Source organism: Pseudomonas sp. IPO3747, from assembly GCF_013385245.1.
GTDB classification, from domain to species: Bacteria; Pseudomonadota; Gammaproteobacteria; order Pseudomonadales; family Pseudomonadaceae; genus Aquipseudomonas; species Aquipseudomonas edaphica.
Genome location: NZ_JACAQL010000001.1, coordinates 36,914 through 53,694, shown reverse-complemented (window position 1 = coordinate 53,694; position 16,781 = coordinate 36,914). Strand labels below are relative to the sequence as shown.

The 16,781-nt window shown below is 59.0% G+C and carries 14 protein-coding genes and 1 pseudogene; 9 read left to right on the top strand and 6 right to left on the bottom strand.

The features are described 5' to 3' along the window. Positions 1–13 precede the first annotated feature (13 nt). On the top strand, positions 14–2,671 hold the full coding sequence (gene pepN / locus HX790_RS00220; protein WP_176991084.1) for an aminopeptidase N: 2,658 nt from the start codon (positions 14–16) through the stop codon (positions 2,669–2,671). A gap of 354 nt (positions 2,672–3,025) precedes the next feature. Here the strand turns inward: pepN and HX790_RS00215 are convergent. Beyond that, positions 3,026–3,238 (bottom strand): annotated as a pseudogene (locus HX790_RS00215) (aldo/keto reductase); the annotation flags it as partial. A gap of 92 nt (positions 3,239–3,330) precedes the next feature. On the opposite strand from HX790_RS00215, the gene HX790_RS00210 reads away from it, so the two are divergent. The 4 genes from HX790_RS00210 to HX790_RS00195 all read left to right on the top strand — a co-directional run bounded on the left by HX790_RS00210 (position 3,331) and on the right by HX790_RS00195 (position 6,205). Continuing rightward, positions 3,331–4,047 (top strand): YafY family protein, encoded by a 717-nt coding sequence (locus tag HX790_RS00210; protein ID WP_170039668.1) that lies wholly within the window; start codon positions 3,331–3,333, stop codon positions 4,045–4,047. A 51-nt stretch (positions 4,048–4,098) separates the two neighbouring features. Next, positions 4,099–4,434: a nuclear transport factor 2 family protein gene (locus tag HX790_RS00205; protein WP_017138114.1), complete on the top strand. Its 336-nt coding sequence runs from the start codon at positions 4,099–4,101 to the stop codon at positions 4,432–4,434. Positions 4,435–4,449: 15 nt separating this feature from the next. Next, positions 4,450–5,556 (top strand): cell division protein ZapE, encoded by a 1,107-nt coding sequence (gene zapE, locus HX790_RS00200; protein ID WP_170039667.1) that lies wholly within the window; start codon positions 4,450–4,452, stop codon positions 5,554–5,556. Positions 5,557–5,713: 157 nt separating this feature from the next. Beyond that, positions 5,714–6,205, top strand: a complete 492-nt coding sequence (locus tag HX790_RS00195; protein ID WP_017138116.1) for a GNAT family N-acetyltransferase — start codon at positions 5,714–5,716, stop codon at positions 6,203–6,205. 112 nt (positions 6,206–6,317) lie between these two features. On the opposite strand, the gene HX790_RS00190 is transcribed toward HX790_RS00195, so the two are convergent. From HX790_RS00190 to HX790_RS00175, 4 genes are all read right to left on the bottom strand, one after another. Further along, positions 6,318–6,530 (bottom strand): hypothetical protein, encoded by a 213-nt coding sequence (locus HX790_RS00190; protein ID WP_017138117.1) that lies wholly within the window; start codon positions 6,528–6,530, stop codon positions 6,318–6,320. Between the two features lie 142 nt (positions 6,531–6,672). Further along, positions 6,673–8,910 carry a TonB-dependent siderophore receptor gene (locus HX790_RS00185; RefSeq protein WP_176991083.1) on the bottom strand — a complete coding sequence of 746 codons (2,238 nt, stop codon included), beginning with the start codon at positions 8,908–8,910 and terminating at the stop codon, positions 6,673–6,675. A 128-nt stretch (positions 8,911–9,038) separates the two neighbouring features. Continuing rightward, positions 9,039–10,781, bottom strand: coding sequence for a phosphoethanolamine transferase CptA (locus tag HX790_RS00180; protein ID WP_017138119.1), 1,743 nt, complete (start codon positions 10,779–10,781; stop codon positions 9,039–9,041). Positions 10,782–10,933: 152 nt separating this feature from the next. Beyond that, complete coding sequence (locus HX790_RS00175; RefSeq protein WP_256349299.1) at positions 10,934–11,110, bottom strand: DUF6026 family protein; 177 nt, start codon at positions 11,108–11,110, stop codon at positions 10,934–10,936. A 269-nt stretch (positions 11,111–11,379) separates the two neighbouring features. Between HX790_RS00175 and gnd the strand changes: the two genes are divergently transcribed. The 3 genes from gnd to HX790_RS00160 are packed head-to-tail and all read left to right on the top strand — an operon-like array spanning position 11,380 to position 14,704. Then, the gene (gnd, locus tag HX790_RS00170; protein WP_170039664.1) at positions 11,380–12,363 is read left to right on the top strand and encodes a phosphogluconate dehydrogenase (NAD(+)-dependent, decarboxylating); all 984 of its coding nucleotides are present in this window, start codon (positions 11,380–11,382) and stop codon (positions 12,361–12,363) included. Beyond that, on the top strand, positions 12,360–13,883 hold the full coding sequence (gene zwf / locus HX790_RS00165; protein ID WP_017138122.1) for a glucose-6-phosphate dehydrogenase: 1,524 nt from the start codon (positions 12,360–12,362) through the stop codon (positions 13,881–13,883). The genes gnd and zwf overlap by 4 nt, the downstream gene beginning before the upstream one ends. After that, positions 13,880–14,704 (top strand): Cof-type HAD-IIB family hydrolase, encoded by an 825-nt coding sequence (locus HX790_RS00160; RefSeq protein ID WP_017138123.1) that lies wholly within the window; start codon positions 13,880–13,882, stop codon positions 14,702–14,704. The genes zwf and HX790_RS00160 overlap by 4 nt, the downstream gene beginning before the upstream one ends. Before the next feature lie 67 nt (positions 14,705–14,771). Here HX790_RS00160 and HX790_RS00155 read toward each other — a convergent pair whose 3' ends face one another. Next, positions 14,772–15,032, bottom strand: a complete 261-nt coding sequence (locus tag HX790_RS00155) for a hypothetical protein (protein WP_017138124.1) — start codon at positions 15,030–15,032, stop codon at positions 14,772–14,774. A gap of 344 nt (positions 15,033–15,376) precedes the next feature. Between HX790_RS00155 and HX790_RS00150 the strand changes: the two genes are divergently transcribed. After that, on the top strand, positions 15,377–16,702 hold the full coding sequence (locus HX790_RS00150; protein WP_017138125.1) for a sigma-54 dependent transcriptional regulator: 1,326 nt from the start codon (positions 15,377–15,379) through the stop codon (positions 16,700–16,702). Positions 16,703–16,781 lie beyond the last annotated feature (79 nt).

Below are 16,781 nucleotides of genomic sequence, written 5' to 3'. Positions count from 1 at the left end.
AAGGATGCTATCCATGCGCACCGAACAACCGAAGATGATTTACCTGAAGGACTATCAGGCGCCGGATTACCTGATCGAAGAAACGCACCTGACCTTCGAGTTGTTCGAGGACCATAGCCTGGTCCATGCGCAGCTGGTGATGCGCCGCAACCCCGAGCGCGGCACCGGCTTGCCGCCGCTGGTGCTCGATGGCCAGCAGTTGGAGCTGTTGACCGTCAACCTGGGTGACAAGGAACTGACCGAGGCCGACTACCAGTTGACCGACAGCCACCTGACCCTGCACCCGACCTGCGAAACCTTCACGGTCGACACCAGCGTGCGTATCCACCCGGAAACCAACACTGCCCTGGAAGGCCTGTACAAATCCAGCGGCATGTTCTGCACCCAGTGCGAGGCTGAAGGTTTCCGCAAGATCACTTACTACCTCGACCGCCCGGACGTGATGAGCACCTTCACCACCACGGTGATCGCCGAACAACACAGCTACCCGGTGCTGCTCTCCAACGGCAATCCGATTGCCAGTGGCCCCGGCGAAGACGGCCGTCATTGGGCGACCTGGGAAGACCCGTTCAAGAAACCTGCCTACCTGTTTGCATTGGTGGCCGGTGACTTGTGGTGCGTTGAAGACACTTTCACCACCATGACCAATCGTGAAGTGGCGCTGCGCATCTATGTCGAGCCGGAAAACATCGACAAGTGCCAGCACGCCATGACCAGCCTGAAAAAATCCATGCGCTGGGACGAAGAAACCTACGGTCGCGAGTACGACCTCGACATCTTCATGATCGTGGCCGTGAATGACTTCAACATGGGCGCCATGGAGAACAAGGGCCTCAATATTTTCAACTCCAGCGCCGTGCTGGCCCGCGCCGAAACCGCCACCGACGCCGCTCACCAGCGCGTCGAAGCGATTGTTGCCCACGAATACTTTCACAACTGGTCCGGCAACCGTGTGACCTGCCGTGACTGGTTCCAGCTGTCGCTCAAGGAAGGCTTCACCGTGTTCCGTGACTCGGGCTTCTCCGCCGACATGAACTCGGCCACGGTCAAGCGCATCCAGGATGTGGCGTACCTGCGCACCCATCAGTTCGCTGAAGACGCCGGCCCGATGGCCCACGCGGTACGCCCGGACAGCTTTATCGAGATCTCCAACTTCTACACCCTGACCGTGTACGAAAAGGGCTCGGAAGTGGTCGGCATGATCCACACCTTGCTCGGCGCTGAAGGCTTCCGTAAAGGCAGCGACCTGTACTTCGAACGCCATGACGGCCAGGCCGTGACCTGCGACGACTTCATCAAGGCCATGGAAGACGCCAACGGCGCCGACCTCAGCCAGTTCAAGCGCTGGTACAGCCAGGCCGGTACGCCGCGTCTGGCGGTAAGCGAGTGGTTTGATGCCGCAGCCAAAACCTACAGCCTGACGTTCCGTCAAAGCTGCCCGCAAACGCCGGACAAGGTTGAGAAACTGCCGTTCGTGATTCCGGTGGAATTGGGCCTGCTGGACGGGCAGGGCGCCGCTATCGCCTTGCGCCTGGCGGGTGAAGCGGCGGCTGGCGGCACGTCGCGGGTGATTTCGGTGACGCAAGCGGAGCAGACCTTCACCTTCGTCGACATCGCAGAAAAGCCGTTGCCTTCGCTGCTGCGCGGCTTCTCGGCGCCGGTGAAACTGAGCTTCCCGTACAACCGCGACCAACTGATGTTCCTGATGCAGCACGACAGCGATGGCTTCAACCGCTGGGATGCCGGCCAGCAATTGTCGGTGCAGGTGTTGCAGGAGCTGATCGCCCAGCATCAGCAAGGCCAGGCCTTGAAGTTGGACCAGCGTTTGATCGACGCACTGCGCACGGTGCTCAGCGATGAAAGCCTGGACCAGGCCATGGTCGCCGAAATGCTCTCGCTGCCAAGCGAGGCCTACCTCACGGAAATCAGCGAAGTGGCGGATGTGGAGGCCATCCACGCCGCCCGTGAGTACGCCCGCAAGCAACTGGCTGACAACCTGTTCGAAGCGCTGTGGCTGCGTTACCAGGCCAATCGCGAGCTGTCCAAGCAGACGCCTTATGTGGCGGCGGCCGAGCACTTCGCGCGGCGCGCCTTGCAGAACATCGCGCTGTCGTACCTGATGCTCAGCGGCAAGCCTGAAGTGTTGGCCGCAACGCTGGACCAGTTCGACACCAGCGATAACATGACCGAGCGTCTCACGGCATTGGCGGTGCTGGTGAACTCGCCGTTTGAGGCGGAAAAAGCCCAGGCGTTGGCCGTGTTTGCCGAGAACTTCAAGGACAACCCGTTGGTGATGGACCAGTGGTTCAGCGTGCAGGCGGGCAGCACGTTGCCGGGTGGTTTGGCGCGGGTCAAGGCGTTGATGGAGCACTCGGCGTTCAACATCAAGAACCCGAACAAGGTGCGCGCACTGGTGGGTGCATTTGCCGGGCAGAACCTGATCAACTTCCATGCTGCAGACGGCTCGGGTTATCGCTTCCTGGCGGACCTGGTGATCCAGCTCAATGGCTTCAACCCACAGATTGCTTCGCGCCAGTTGGCGCCGTTGACCCGCTGGCGTAAATACGACAGCGCCCGTCAAGCGCTGATGAAGGCGGAGCTTGAGCGCATTCGTGCCTCCGGCGAGCTGTCGAGCGATGTATTCGAGGTGGTCAGCAAGAGCCTTGCGTAAACCGCGCGCATAAAAAAACGGCCTGAACGGGCTAATGCCAGTCAATTAAGACATAGCCGGTAATTGTGGCGAGGGAGCTTGCTCCCGTTGGACGGCGTAGCAGTCCCATGCTTTTAAAGCAAAGAGCAGGGGCCGCTTCGCGCTGGAGCGCCAGCCCGGCCCAGCGGGAGCAAGCTCCCTCGCCACAGGTTACTGGTTGTCAGTTCTAGCGCTCAACTGGCTGGCATTAGCCTGAACAGGCCGTTTTTTTTCGTCTCAAATAACCGGTGGGCGCGGTGTGTCTGCGCCGTGGTCGAGCGCGAAGCGCTCCGAGATAATCCCGTGGGGAACGCCCAATGGAATTGCGCCGGCAGTGTCTAGGCGGGCCACTTGCTCGTTCGACAGGCCGGCATAGTGGATCTTGCCGGCGCGCACCAAGACATCGAAGCTGCGCAGTATCTCTTCCATCGGCGTGACGTTGTCGCTCATGTGCGCCCAGAGCGGGTCGATGTGATCGGTGTTCAAGCGTTTGAGGCTTTCTTCGACCGCCCGCACCATGTTCTTGCGGTTGTTGCCGAGTTTTGTAATTTATTCGGTCAAGGGTCTTTTTTACTGCTGACATTTTCTGACAGGACGCTCTGCTAAGCTGCGGCACTTTTTCCTTTTTCGGCGGGGTCCAAGTGTCGCGTACCACTCGTTTACTCACCTTGTTGCAGGCCCTGCGGGGCAAGAAGCGCCCGGTGACCGCGGCCGTACTGGCTGCGCAGTTGGAAGTCTCCGAGCGCACGCTGTACCGCGATATCGCTGAGCTGACGGCACTCGGCGCGCCGATTTTTGGTGAGGCGGGGGTGGGTTATGTGTTGCGCAGCGGGCTGTTTTTGCCGCCATTGATGCTCAACGCCGAGGAAACTGAAGCCATCGTGCTGGGGTTACGCTATGTGGACCAGCGCGGCGACGACGTGCTCAGTCGTGCGGCGGCTAATGCCTTGGCAAAAATTGCCGATGTGCTCGACCCGGTTGCGCAGGAAGCCTTGCGTAATCCCACGCTGCTGCCGGGGCCGCCGGGGTTTGGCTACCCGGAAAATCGCGTACCGCTGAATGTGTTTCGTGAGGCGATTCGCAACCAGGCCAAGCTGCATATCGATTACGCAGACGCCAGCCAAACCCAGAGCCAGCGGTTGATCTGGCCGTTGGCATTGGGGTTTCTCAATGAGGTCCGTGTGATCGTGGCCTGGTGCGAGTTGCGTGGCGCTTACCGTACGTTTCGCACCGACCGGGTGGCCGCAGCTGACGCCCACGGTGAGCGTTACCCTGGCCGGCGCAGCGACCTGCTGCGCGGCTGGCGCAAGTTGATGGAACACAATGACTCAGGACCGTTCACTCCTGACAAAAACTGACACAGGGCTGGCTTAGCATGGCGCCATAAATCACTAAAAAGGAGCTGTGCCATGTCTTTTCCAGCGTTAGCCCCCGCCATTGCAGCCTACATAACCGCGACCAATACCGGCGACACCTCAGCCATTGCCCAGTGCTTTGCCGATGATGCCAACGTATTCGATGAAGGCGATCATCAAGTTGGTCCGACAGCCATTGCCCGCTGGGTTGAAGACACCGGGCGTCGCTATCAGCCTCGTGTTGAAGTGATCAACGTGCAGCATCGCACCGGCAAGGTATTGGTCAGCAACAGGGTCTCCGGCAATTTCCCCGGTAGCCCTTTGGAGCTGCGTTATACCTTCCGCCTGAACGAACAGGGCAAGATTTCACGGCTGGATATCTCGCTGTAAGTCATACTGGCACGCATGACTTTCGACTCGCCGCTTGCCGCCTACCAATACGCCATCGCCCAGCAAGGCTTCGTGCCCGACGACGCCCAGTGCCGGGCGGTGCAAGCCCTGCAAACCTGCTTTGAGGCCTTGCACCACGGCCGCTTGCCGATTCCCGGGGTTTACCTGTGGGGGCCAGTGGGCCGGGGCAAGACCTGGCTGATGGACCAGTTCTATCACAGCTTGCGTGTACCTGCGCGGCGCCAGCATTTTCATCACTTCATGGGCTGGGTGCATCAGCGATCTTTCCAGCTCAGTGGCATCCATGACCCCTTGCAGGCTTTGGCGCGCGAACTCAGCCAGGACGTGCGCGTGTTGTGTTTCGACGAACTGTTCGTCAGCGACATCGGTGATGCGATCATTCTCGGCCGGCTGTTCCAGGTGATGTTCGAGGAGGGCGTGGTCATGGTCTGCACCTCCAACCAACCACCGGACGAGCTGTACGCAGGCGGCTTCAACCGCGAGCGATTCTTGCCGGGTATTGAGGCGCTCAAGCAACATATGCACGTGGTGGCAGTGGACGGTGGTGAAGATCACCGTTTGCATCCAGGTGTGGGGCTGCAGCGCTATTGGGTCAATCAGCCACAAGCGCTCGCCACACTGTTCAAACAGTTAAGCGAAGGCCGGGTGACCGGCAGCGGCGTGGTCAGCGTCGGGTACCGTTCGATAGTGGCGGTGCAGTCCAGCGACACGGTGCTCTGGTGCCGGTACGCCGATTTGTGCGAGCAACCCTTGGCAGCGATGGACTTTATGCTGCTGTGCGATCGCTACAAGGCGATCCTGCTGGGTGAAGTGCCCAACCTGAGCGCACAAAAACGTCCGGGACGGATTGCCCGCGGCACCGAAGATGGTGTTCAGCGAGTAATGGCCGGTGACCGTGAGTTGCCTGAATTGTCGGTACACGATGACAGTGTGCGGCGCTTCATCGCGCTGGTGGATGAGTGCTACGACCGCAAGGTGCCACTGTTTATCGAGGCCCAGGTGCCGTTGGCAAGTCTTTACACCGAGGGTTATCTGGAGTTTGCGTTCCGGCGCACCTTGAGTCGTTTGCAAGAGATGCAACTGCAGCGGTTCGGCGCCTAGGACAAATCCCAGGCCAGTGGTGCTTGTTGGTGGGCGCAACCTTCGTCATTTCCGTCAGGTATTTGTAGCTAATCTCCTTCATCTGCGACGGGCTCCCCGCTTACAATTGTCTCCTCAAAGGGAACCGATTCCCTTGTTGTCGTGATTGAGGAAGGAAATGGACACCCCAGACATCCTGGTGCTGCAAGCCAGCTACACCAACCCCGTGCATGCCGAAGCCATTGGCCTGGTGCTTAACCATTACGCTGAAGACCCGATGGGTGGCGGTCACACCTTGCCGGCCGATCTGTTGCAGCAACTGCCAGCCGAACTGGCCAAGCGCCCCCACGCGTTCAGCGTACTGGCGTTTGTCGGCGGGGAGCCGGCGGGTCTGATCAATTGCTTTGAAGGTTTTTCGACGTTTGCCTGCCGCCCGCTGATCAACGTGCACGATGTGGTGGTGATGAATCAGTTTCGTGGCCTGGGGCTTAGCCAGAAAATGCTGCTCAAGGTCGAGGAAATTGCCCGCCAGCGCGGTTGCTGCAAGATCACCCTGGAAGTGCTCGAAGGCAATGACGTGGCGCAAGCGGCCTATCGAAAGTTTGGTTTTGATGATTCGATATTTGACCCCGCCCACGGCCGTATGCTGTTCTGGAGCAAACCGCTTTAAACACTGCGCTTAATATAGGCAACATAAAAAAGGCGCCATTAAATGGCGCCAAATTAACCTTTGCCAAAGGAGCGGATTGGCATAGGGGCATGCAGATTAACTAAAGATTAAATCAGCTGTTAGGCTGTTGTTCAGCGCTGTTTTGTTCGGGCTTTACAGACTTGCCGTCGGCCAGTGCTGTTTTGTCCGTGGTGCCGTGAATTTGCTGCTGGGTGAAGGCGAAGTTGTTGTAAAACTCCTTCGAGCGCTCTGAACCGCCCTCTGCGAAGGCGGCTACGGAGGTCAGGCTCATCAGGCCGGCAAGCATTAAGGTCGAAAGTTTCATGGCAGTATTCCCATTAAGAGTGAGTGGTGTTCGATCGCTCCGTGATCCGATTCATGGAGCGACTATGGGGCTGTCTTATTAAGTGGGAATTAACATGGAACGGCCCCGAAGTTAACGTTTTTGTTAACTTCGGGGATGCAGTTTATAGCCGCCAATCCAGTGCCAGTGTGATGGAGCGTGGGTCTCCCCAATACACGCCATTATAAAAACCGACGCGTTCGTAATATTTTTTATCAAATAGATTGTTGACGTTAACTGACGCCGAAACGTGTTCGTCGAATTGATAGCGCGACATCAGGTTGACCACGGTGTAGGCCTGCTGGGTGATCTTGGTGCTTTCGGTGATCAGCCGGCCGTCACTGTCCCGGCCACCGGTAGGGCGTGGGGCAAATTTGTAGAAATCGCTCTGCCAGTTAACCGCGCCACCTACGGTCAACCCGCGCCATTGGCCCGGCAGGCGATAGGCCGTCGATAGTTTCAACAGGTTGAGTGGCTGGTCGGTGTTGTTGCGCTGTTTATCACCATTGACCGAGTGGGTGTAGGTGTAGCCGGCTGTCAGGTTCCAGTCCGGCATGACCTCGCCCGATGCTTCCACCTCAAAGCCCTGGACCTTGTTGCCTTTGCCGCCCGACTTGTAGAACTGCTCGCGCGTGACGGGATCCGGCGGTGCGCTGTTATCGAGTTCGGCAACGTTATCCTGGGTGCTCCAAAAGTACGCGGTGGCCAGGTTCAGGCGCTCATTGAGCAGGCTGCCCTTGAGCCCGACTTCGTAGTTGCTGCCCACCACCGGCTCCAGGTACTTCTTGCTGGAATCGCGCTCATCCTGAGGGTTGAAGATATCGGTGTAGCTGGCATACACGGTGTACTCGGGGGTGATGTCGTAGAGCAGCCCCGCATACGGCGTCCACATATCGTTGTGGGTCTGGCGAGTTTTGCTCGATTGAGTCAGTTGGTTATTGTCGTTGTACTGCGGCGAGACGCTTTCGATTTCCCAACTGCCATAGCGGCCGCCGAGTACAGCGTGCAGTTGGTCGGTGAGGCTCAGGCGCGTTGCCAGGTAACCGGCTTTCTGTTTTTTGCTGCTGTGTTCGCCTTTGAGGCCGGTGGTGCGGTCGGGGAACTTGGGGATACCGCCCATGTGCCGCCAGTCCTGAATGTCTTCATAACCTTCGGGTGTGCTGTAGCGCTGAAACGGCGATGAGTCTCGCTGCTCGGATTCGCCATACCCTGCCATCAGCTCATGTTCACGGCCAAACAATGAATAGGCCCCGGCAAGGTTGAAGTCCACCACGTCCATTTTCGATGTACCGACCATCTGGTTGGTCCAGGCGTTCATGCCGCTGCCATCCGGGTTGGGGTAGCCGGCGCCGCCGTAGTACACCTTGCCATCAGTATCACTCTGGCGATGGGTGTAGGCCGCCTTGAGGCGCCAGTCAGCGGACAGTTTATGATCGATAGAGGCGAAGGTGGTCTTGTCTTTGAGTGGCCAGGAACTCCAGTCGGCAGCCATGTTGGCCGAGCGTGACAGTCGCGCCTTGCTGCCATCGCTGTTCCAGTAGGGCAGGGTGCCCCAAGAGGTGCCTTGCACATGTTTGTTCTGATAGTCCAAGCCTACGGCGACCACCGTGTCGTCGGTCAGGTCGCCTTCGAGGATGCCGTAGCCGACCTCCCGTTGCATGGCGTAATTGTCGCGATAGGACTGGCTGTCGCGATAGGCCAGTACCGTGCGTCCACGCAGTCGCCCATCAAACGCCAGGGGGCCGCCCACATCAACGTAGTTGTAGTAGTTGTCATGGCTGGCGCCGCTGACGCCGGCCCTGGCTTGCCAGTCTGCGGTCGGGCGCTTGCGGATCATGTTGACCGTGGCCGAGGGGTCACCCGCGCCGGTAGTCAGTCCGGTGGCACCGCGCACCACCTCGATGCGGTCGTAGATGATGGTGTCGGCATCCGGCTTCATGCGCCCGTAGGTGCTGAGCATGCCGTCGACCTGGTAGTTGCTGATCGAGTAGCCGCGGGAAGAGTAGCCGACCCGATCCGAGTCCAGGTGTTGCACCGTTATGCCTGTGGTCTGGCGCAGCACGTCAGTCAGGGTATTGAGGTTGAAGTCATCCATCTGCTGACGGGTGATCACCGAAACCGATTGCGGGGTTCCCTTGATCGACAGGTTCAGCTTGGTGGCGGTGTTCATCGAACCGGTGGTGTAGGCCTCGGTGTGTTCGGTGGTCGCGCCCAGGCCTTCGGCGGTGATGCTGGTGGCACCCAGCTCAAGGGCGCGTGGCGGGGCAGGCTCGGGGTCGGTTTCAGCCAGCAGGTCCGGGCTCAGCGCGACGCTGAACAGGCCAAGGGTGAGGGTCATGGAACGGGTAAAGGGCGCGAACATCGCGGCAGACTCCTTGTCGTCTTTGCGGCCTTCTCAGTAAGAGAAGGCCTTGGCTCAAAGACGAAAGGGCGCGCGGAACTTTAGGCTTAAACGAGAATGATTGTTATCTTTCTGTTACAAGGCTCACGCTATTTAGCAACCACTTCGGAGGCGTCTGACTTCTTCGGTTTGATCAGACTGAAATCAATCAAACCCTTTTTCTGGCCGATGTAAGGGTCACCAATCAGCAACGGGCGTGGCTTGAAGCTGTCGTTCACCAGGCTCTTGCTGCGGTCCCATTCATCGAAGCTCAGCCCGGCCAGGTCGGCCCAGGTGTGGATCAACTGCGAGCTGCTGTAAGGCCGCTGCAAATCGCTGGCAAAGCTCCAGTCATGGGTTTCGCGCCATTTCGGCGAGGCGTAGGCCATGAACGGGATGGTGTACATCGGCGCCGTCGGTTTGCCTTCGTTACGGCCCAGGGTACTGTGGCCGGCCGAGTCGAACACATCTTCGCCGTGGTCCGAGAGGTACAGCAGGAAGCCGTTCGGGTCGGTCTTGGCGTAATCCTTGATCAGGCTCGACACCACGAAATCGTTGTACAGCACCGCATTGTCGTAGCTGTTGTAGGTCGGCAACTGATCATCGCTGATGCCGGCCGGTACGCCCTGGCGATCGGTGAACTTGTCGAAGGTTGGCGGGTAACGGTACTGGTAGCTCATGTGAGTGCCCAGCAGGTGCACCACGATGAACTTGCGCTCGGCGGGGTCGGCCAGGGCCTTGGCGAACGGTGCCAGCACGTCGCCGTCGTATTGGCGGGCGTTCTGGTTGCGGTTGTTGTTGAGGTACACCTGCTCGTCAGCCTGCTCGGAAAAGGTCGTGAGCATGGTGTTGCGCTTGGTCATGGTCTGCTGGTTGGTGATCCAGTAGGTCTTGTAGCCGGCCTGTTTCATCACGCTGACGATCGAGGGCGTCTTCAGGTACAGGTCCGGGTTCTCTTCGTCGGCAAACGTCAGCACCTGCTGCAGTGCTTCGATGGTGTAGGGCCGCGGAGTAATGACGTTGTCGAACACCGCCAATTGGTCGCGCAGCTTGTCCAGTTCCGGCGTGGTGTTGCGCGGGTAGCCATAGAGGCTCATGCGCTGACGGTTGGTGGATTCGCCGATTACCAGCACCAGGGTCGACGGCTGGTCGGCCATGGTGTCCTTGAGGTTCTTCAAGGGCGGGATCTTGCTGGCGCTGGTGAGCATGCCCTGCATGCTGTTGAGCTGTTCGGTGTAGCGACGGTAGGCAACGATCATCTGCCATGGCACGGCCGGTTCGACACGGCTTTCGAAACCGTCGATGGCCAGTTCCATGGTCGGGTTGGTTGCAATCTGCTTGACCAGCGGGTAACCGATCACGGCCAGCACAATGGCGGTGGCTGCCAGCAGCGCCTGGCCACGCGGCAGGTAAACCGGGCGCAGGCGGGTCCACAGGAATACGGCTACTGCGGTATGGGCGATGAATGCCAGCACGATCCACCAGGCGAAGTACTGGGTCGCGTATTCGCCGGCTTCAGAGATGTTCGACTCGAACATGATGAAGATGACGCTTTGCGAGAATTCCTGCTGGTAAATGAAGAAATAACCCAGGCTGGCCATCGAGCACGCCCACAGCACCACGCCGATCAAGCCCGCGAGCAAGCGCGTGCGCTTTGGGAACAGCAGCATCGGCGCGAGCCAGAACGCGCTCAGGAAGAAGGCTTGGCGAAAACCACTGAAACCGGAGGTGCCGGTCAGCTGGATCAGGAGTTGGGTAATACCCGAGAAATACCAGAAAAACAGGAACAACCAGCCAAGACCGGCCCAATCAAAGCCTTTCGCAGACTTGGTGCTGCGTTTGAACATCGCCATCCAGTACTCCAACCCGATAATTGCTCAGTCGCTGCGCAGGAATGCGCGCGACAGTGGGCCGCCGCGTGTGCGTGGCCCTATTCGGCGGGAGTATCGGGAGGAGGATGTGAAAACTTCGTGAGTTATTTCTGAAGGCTTTGTTCAGCTCAGGTTCAGCAAAGCGCAGGCTGGGTGCCGGATGCCTGATTGACCTGTGCTTGAAGGTGTGCGCGCAGACGCAGAACCTCCTGCTGCAGTTGATCGCGTTCTTCTTTTAATTGGCGCAATTCATCGCGACGCACGCTCACGTAGAGGGTCTGTGGCGGTCGGGTCATCTGTGCTGTGCTCATTGCTTACCTCGCAAATAGCCGGTAGATCGCGGTGCCGGAACGCGTCAATCGAGGTTCTGGCAACAGTCGGAAGCAATTCTGAATTCTTTTTCGGGGCAATGGAACTTTTTTATTTTTGGTGGTCGCTGTGACTTTTTCAGCGGTGATGCTGAAACGATGGCGTTTTTTTGTCATGAAACTACACCGATCCGCTCTGGACTAACCCTCATTAGCCTCATTGCGCTATAAACTATGTCACACATTTATTTAGTAGTTAGGAGCATCAGCACATGCAACTGGGGATTATCGGACTAGGCCGCATGGGCGGTAACATTGCGCGGCGCCTGATGCTCAATGGGCATACCACCGTTGTATACGACCGTAACGAAGCATTCGTCAAAGGCCTGAGCGAGGAGGGCGCCACCGGCGTCGCCGACCTGAAGGCCCTGGTAGCCGGGCTGCAAAAGCCGCGCGCTGTGTGGGTGATGTTGCCGGCAGGCGCGCCCACCGAAGACACCATTAATACGCTCAGTGAGTTGCTCGAAGACGGTGACGTGATCATCGATGGCGGCAACACCATGTACAAAGATGACATTCGCCGAGCCAAGGCCTTGTCGGAAAAAGGCCTGCATTACGTTGACGTCGGCACCTCCGGCGGCGTCTGGGGCCTGGAGCGCGGTTACTGCATGATGATCGGCGGCGACGTCGAGACCGTGCAGCGCCTCGACCCGATTTTCGCCAGCCTGGCACCGGGCCTGGGCAGCATCCCGCGCACCAAGGACCGTTCGGCCTCTGCCGACAGCCGCGCCGAACACGGTTACATCCACGCAGGCCCAGCCGGTTCAGGGCACTTCGTGAAGATGATCCACAACGGCATCGAATACGGGATGATGCAGGCCTTTGCTGAAGGCTTCGATATCCTCAAGACCAAAAACTCGGAGAGCCTGCCGGAGCAGGAGCGCTTCGACCTCAATGTTGCCGATATCGCCGAAGTCTGGCGCCGTGGCAGCGTGGTCTCGTCCTGGTTGCTGGACCTGACCGCCGACGCATTGGCCACCGACCCGAAACTCGATGGCTACTCCGGTTCCGTGGCCGACAGTGGCGAAGGCCGCTGGACCATCGAAGCCGCCATGGAGCAAGCCGTGCCGGTACCGGTGCTGTCCACCTCGTTGTTCGCCCGTTTCCGTTCCCGTCAGCAGAGCACCTACGGTGACAAAATGCTGTCTGCCATGCGCTTCGGCTTTGGTGGCCATGTGGAGACTTCCAAAAAATGACCGCTAACGGCAAGAAACCCAAGGCCGAACCCGCTCCACCCACTACCTTGTTTCTGTTTGGCGCCCATGGCGACCTGGTCAAGCGCCTGCTCATGCCGGCGCTGTACAACCTGAGTCGCGACGGGTTGCTGGGCGACGGCCTGCGCATTGTCGGCGTTGATCACAACGCCATCAGTGACGCCGACTTCGCCAAGAAACTCGAGGACTTCATTCGCACCGAGGCCGCGAGCAAAGTCCGGGGCAATGCCGAAAACGCCCTGGACCCCGCGTTGTGGGCGCAGTTGGCCAAAGGCATCAGCTACGTCGAGGGCGATTTCCTCGACGACAGCACCTACGCCGACATCGGCAAGAAGATCGCCGACAGCGGCACCGGTAACGCGGTGTTCTACCTGGCGACTGCACCGCGCTTCTTCGGTGAAGTGGCGCAGCGCCTGGGCAGTGCCGGCTTGCTCAACGAAACCGATGATGGTTTCCGTCGTGTGGTGATCGAGAAACCCTTCGGGTCGGACCTTGCCACCGCCGAAGCGCTGAACGCGTGCCTGCTCAAGGTGATGAGCGAGAAGCAGATCTATCGCATCGACCATTACCTGGGCAAGGAGACGGTGCAGAACATCCTGATCAGCCGTTTCTCCAACGTGCTGTTCGAAGCGTTCTGGAACAACCATTACATCGACCACGTGCAAATCACTGCGGCGGAAACCGTGGGCGTCGAAACGCGGGGTAACTTCTTCGAGAAAACCGGCACCCTGCGCGACATGGTCCCCAACCACCTGTTCCAGCTCCTGGCGATGGTCGCCATGGAGCCGCCGGCGGCGTTTGGCGCTGATGCGGTGCGCGGTGAAAAGGCCAAGGTAGTGGGTGCGATCCGCCCGTGGTCGTTGGAAGATGCGCGCGCCAACTCGGTACGCGGCCAATACAGCGCTGGCGAAATCGGCGGCAAGTCGTTGCCCGGTTATCGTGAAGAAGCCAACGTTGCGCCTGATAGCAGCACTGAGACGTTTGTCGCCCTCAAGGTGATGATCGACAACTGGCGTTGGGTCGGCGTGCCGTTCTACCTGCGTACTGGCAAGCGCATGAGCATCCGTGACACCGAAATCGTGATCTGCTTCAAGCACGCGCCGTATGCGCAGTTCCGCGACACGGATGTGGATGAGCTTAAGCCCACCTACCTTAAAATCCAGATCCAGCCAAACGAAGGTATGTGGTTCGACCTGTTGGCCAAAAAACCCGGGCCGGCCCTGGAAATGGCCAATATCGAGTTGGGTTTCGACTACAAGGACTTCTTCGAAATGCAGCCGTCGACCGGGTATGAAACCCTGATCTACGACTGCATGACCGGCGACCAGACCTTGTTCCAGCGCGCCGACAACATCGAAAATGGCTGGCGTGCGGTGCAGCCGTTCCTGGATGCCTGGAAGCAGGATGACGCGATTCAGGCTTACAAGGCCGGAGAAGACGGCCCCGCGGCCGCCGACGAGTTGCTGGCCCGCGATGGTCGCACCTGGCATAGCCTGGGATGAGTGATGCAGCGATTCATCCCATCCAGTTGGTGCTCAGTGATGTAGACGGGACCTTGTTGCATCCTGACCATAGCCTTAGCCAGCGCACTGCCGATACTGTCCGCGCGTTGCGTGACGCCGGGGTATTTTTCAGCCTGGCCAGCGGGCGGCCGCCCAAGGCCATGCTGCACCTTATCGAAACGTTTGGTATTGATGTGCCGGTCGCGGGTTTTAATGGCGGCACGTTGATCAACCCGGATGGCAGCATCCTGGTTGCCCATCATCTGCCGGCAGAGGCGGCGTTGGTGACACTGGCGCTGTTTTCGGCCGAACCGGATGTGGAAGTCTGGGTGTTCGCTGACGGCGATTGGCTGCGCCGTGATCCGCCTGGGCCGATGATGCAGCGTGAAGCCGATGGCTTGGGCTACGGGCCGGTGGTGGTGGAGAGTTTTGAGCCGTACCTGGACCGGGTCGACAAGATCGTTGCTGCCAGCAACAACACGCAGTTATTGGTGGAGCTGGAAGCGCAGTTGCAGCCCAAGGTGCAGGGCCTGGCGCAGGTATCACGCTCGCAGCCGGTGTACCTGGATGTCACGGCCATGCTCGCCAACAAGGGCGAGGCCTTGAAAACCTTGGCCGTGCACCTTGGTGTGCGCATGGAGCAAACGGCAGCTATCGGCGACGGCGGCAATGACCCGGCGATGTTTGCAGTGGCGGGTTTGTCGATTGCTATGGGGCAGGCGGAAGAGACCGTCAAGCGCCAAGCCAGTGTTGTTACCGGCAGCAATGTCGAGGACGGCGCAGCTGAAGCGATCGAGCGCTTTATTCTCGTACCGCGATAAGCCGCTTACGTTGTGATGCTCAACTTCCGATCATTGTTATGCAATGATCGGAAGTTACTGCCGCGTCTTACTTCTGCATAACCCATGACTGTAACTGGTAGCCGTTTTTGTCGAGCTCGGCACGTGCCTGCAACAACAATTCTTCCAACTGAGCCGGGTCGGTATAAGTACTCGAAGACAGCTGTTTGCTGCCGATGCGGGTATTGGTACGGTCGATGACGCTCAGGCTGAGGGCGCCGTTGCCATCGTGCCAGGCCACGCACTGAAAGGGCTGGAAGGCACGGTCTGCGATCAAAAGAGCTTCGTTGATGCGGAGCGGGGCGTTCATGTGGGTCTTCTCTCTAAATGCCCAGTCATTTAAGTACCGTCGGTTGGGCGAGCCAGACGGTGAGTTACTTGTACTGATGCACGATGGCAGGGTACGGGTCACATCTTAGATCAAGAAATTTCAACTTTTCGTGATTGGCGTCATGTAAGCGGCTGTTTTGAAAGCGCATTGAGTGTGGCGGTCGCGCCTGATTTTTTGGCCCCAGCGACGCAGAGATGGCTTTGTGCCCAGACTTATAGCGAAATAATACAAAGGCTGTGTCAATAACTTGCTAGTGTTAGCGCCAGGCCGCACAAACCGTTGTTTATAAATAACTTTAACAATTTTGGCGCCAAGGAATAGTCATGGTTGTTACACCTGTCCAACGACGCTTGCTTGTAGTCGACCCGTGCGACGACTGCCACCAGCTATTGCCTGGTTTGCACAGTGCGGGGTGGGAAGTGGACAGCTGCACGCTCGGCGCCGTAGGCGACAGGTCGTGCGATGTGGGGCTGTTGCGCCTGCAGCCCTATCACCTGGAGCGCCCGGAGGCCGTCAAGGAATTGATCAGCCGCAGCGGCACCGAATGGATCGCGGTGCTCAGCCAGGATGTACTACGCCTGCAAAATGTCGGTGATTTTGTCTGTGAATGGTTTTTTGACTTCCACACTTTGCCGTTTGATGTGGCACGCGTGCAGGTCACGCTGGGGCGTGCATTCGGCATGGCCCGCTTGCGCGGCAAGGGCCACACACTGATCGACGCGCAGGAACACGAGCTGCTGGGCGACAGCCGGCCCATTCGTGAGCTGCGCAAATTACTCGCCAAGCTGGCACCTACAGAGTCGCCGGTGCTGATTCGCGGCGACAGCGGCACCGGCAAAGAGCTGGTGGCCAAGACCCTGCATCGCCAATCCCAGCGTCATGCCAAGCCCTTTGTCGCGATCAACTGCGGTGCCATTCCCGAGCACCTGATCCAGTCCGAACTGTTCGGCCATGAAAAAGGTGCGTTCACCGGCGCGCATCAGCGCAAGGTCGGGCGTATCGAAGCGGCCCACGGTGGCACGTTGTTTCTCGATGAGATCGGCGACTTGCCAATGGAACTGCAAGCCAACTTGCTGCGTTTCCTGCAGGAAAAGCAGATCGAGCGCGTCGGTGGCAGCCAGCCCATCCCGGTGGATGTGCGGGTGCTGGCGGCGACACACGTGGACCTGGAAGCGGCGGTTGAGAAGGGCACGTTTCGCGAGGACTTGTATTACCGGCTTAATGTCCTGCAGGTGATAACCGCGCCGCTGCGTGAGCGGCATGGCGATGTGGCCATGCTGGCCAACCATTTCTCACGTTTCTACAGCCAGGAAACCGGGCGCAGGCCGCGCAGTTTCAGTGAGGATGCTCTGGTTGCCCTGGGCCAACACCCGTGGCCGGGCAACGTGCGCGAATTGGCGAACCGCGTGCGCCGTGGCCTGGTATTGGCAGAAGGGCGTCAGATCGAAGCCGGTGACCTGGGGTTGCAGTGCGAGCAGGCAATTGCGCCACCGATGGCTACACTGGAAGATTACAAGCACCGCGCTGAACGCCAGGCGTTGTGCGATGTGCTCAACCGGCACAGCGATAACATGAGTATCGCGGCCCGCGTGCTGGGCGTGTCCCGGCCGACGTTCTACCGGTTGCTGCACAAACACCAGATCCGCTAGGGCGGGTAAACCGAAAAGCCTCGCAACGACCCTTATCGTTGCGGGGCTTTTCCTTGCTGCCTGGGACGCTCCGCGTCCC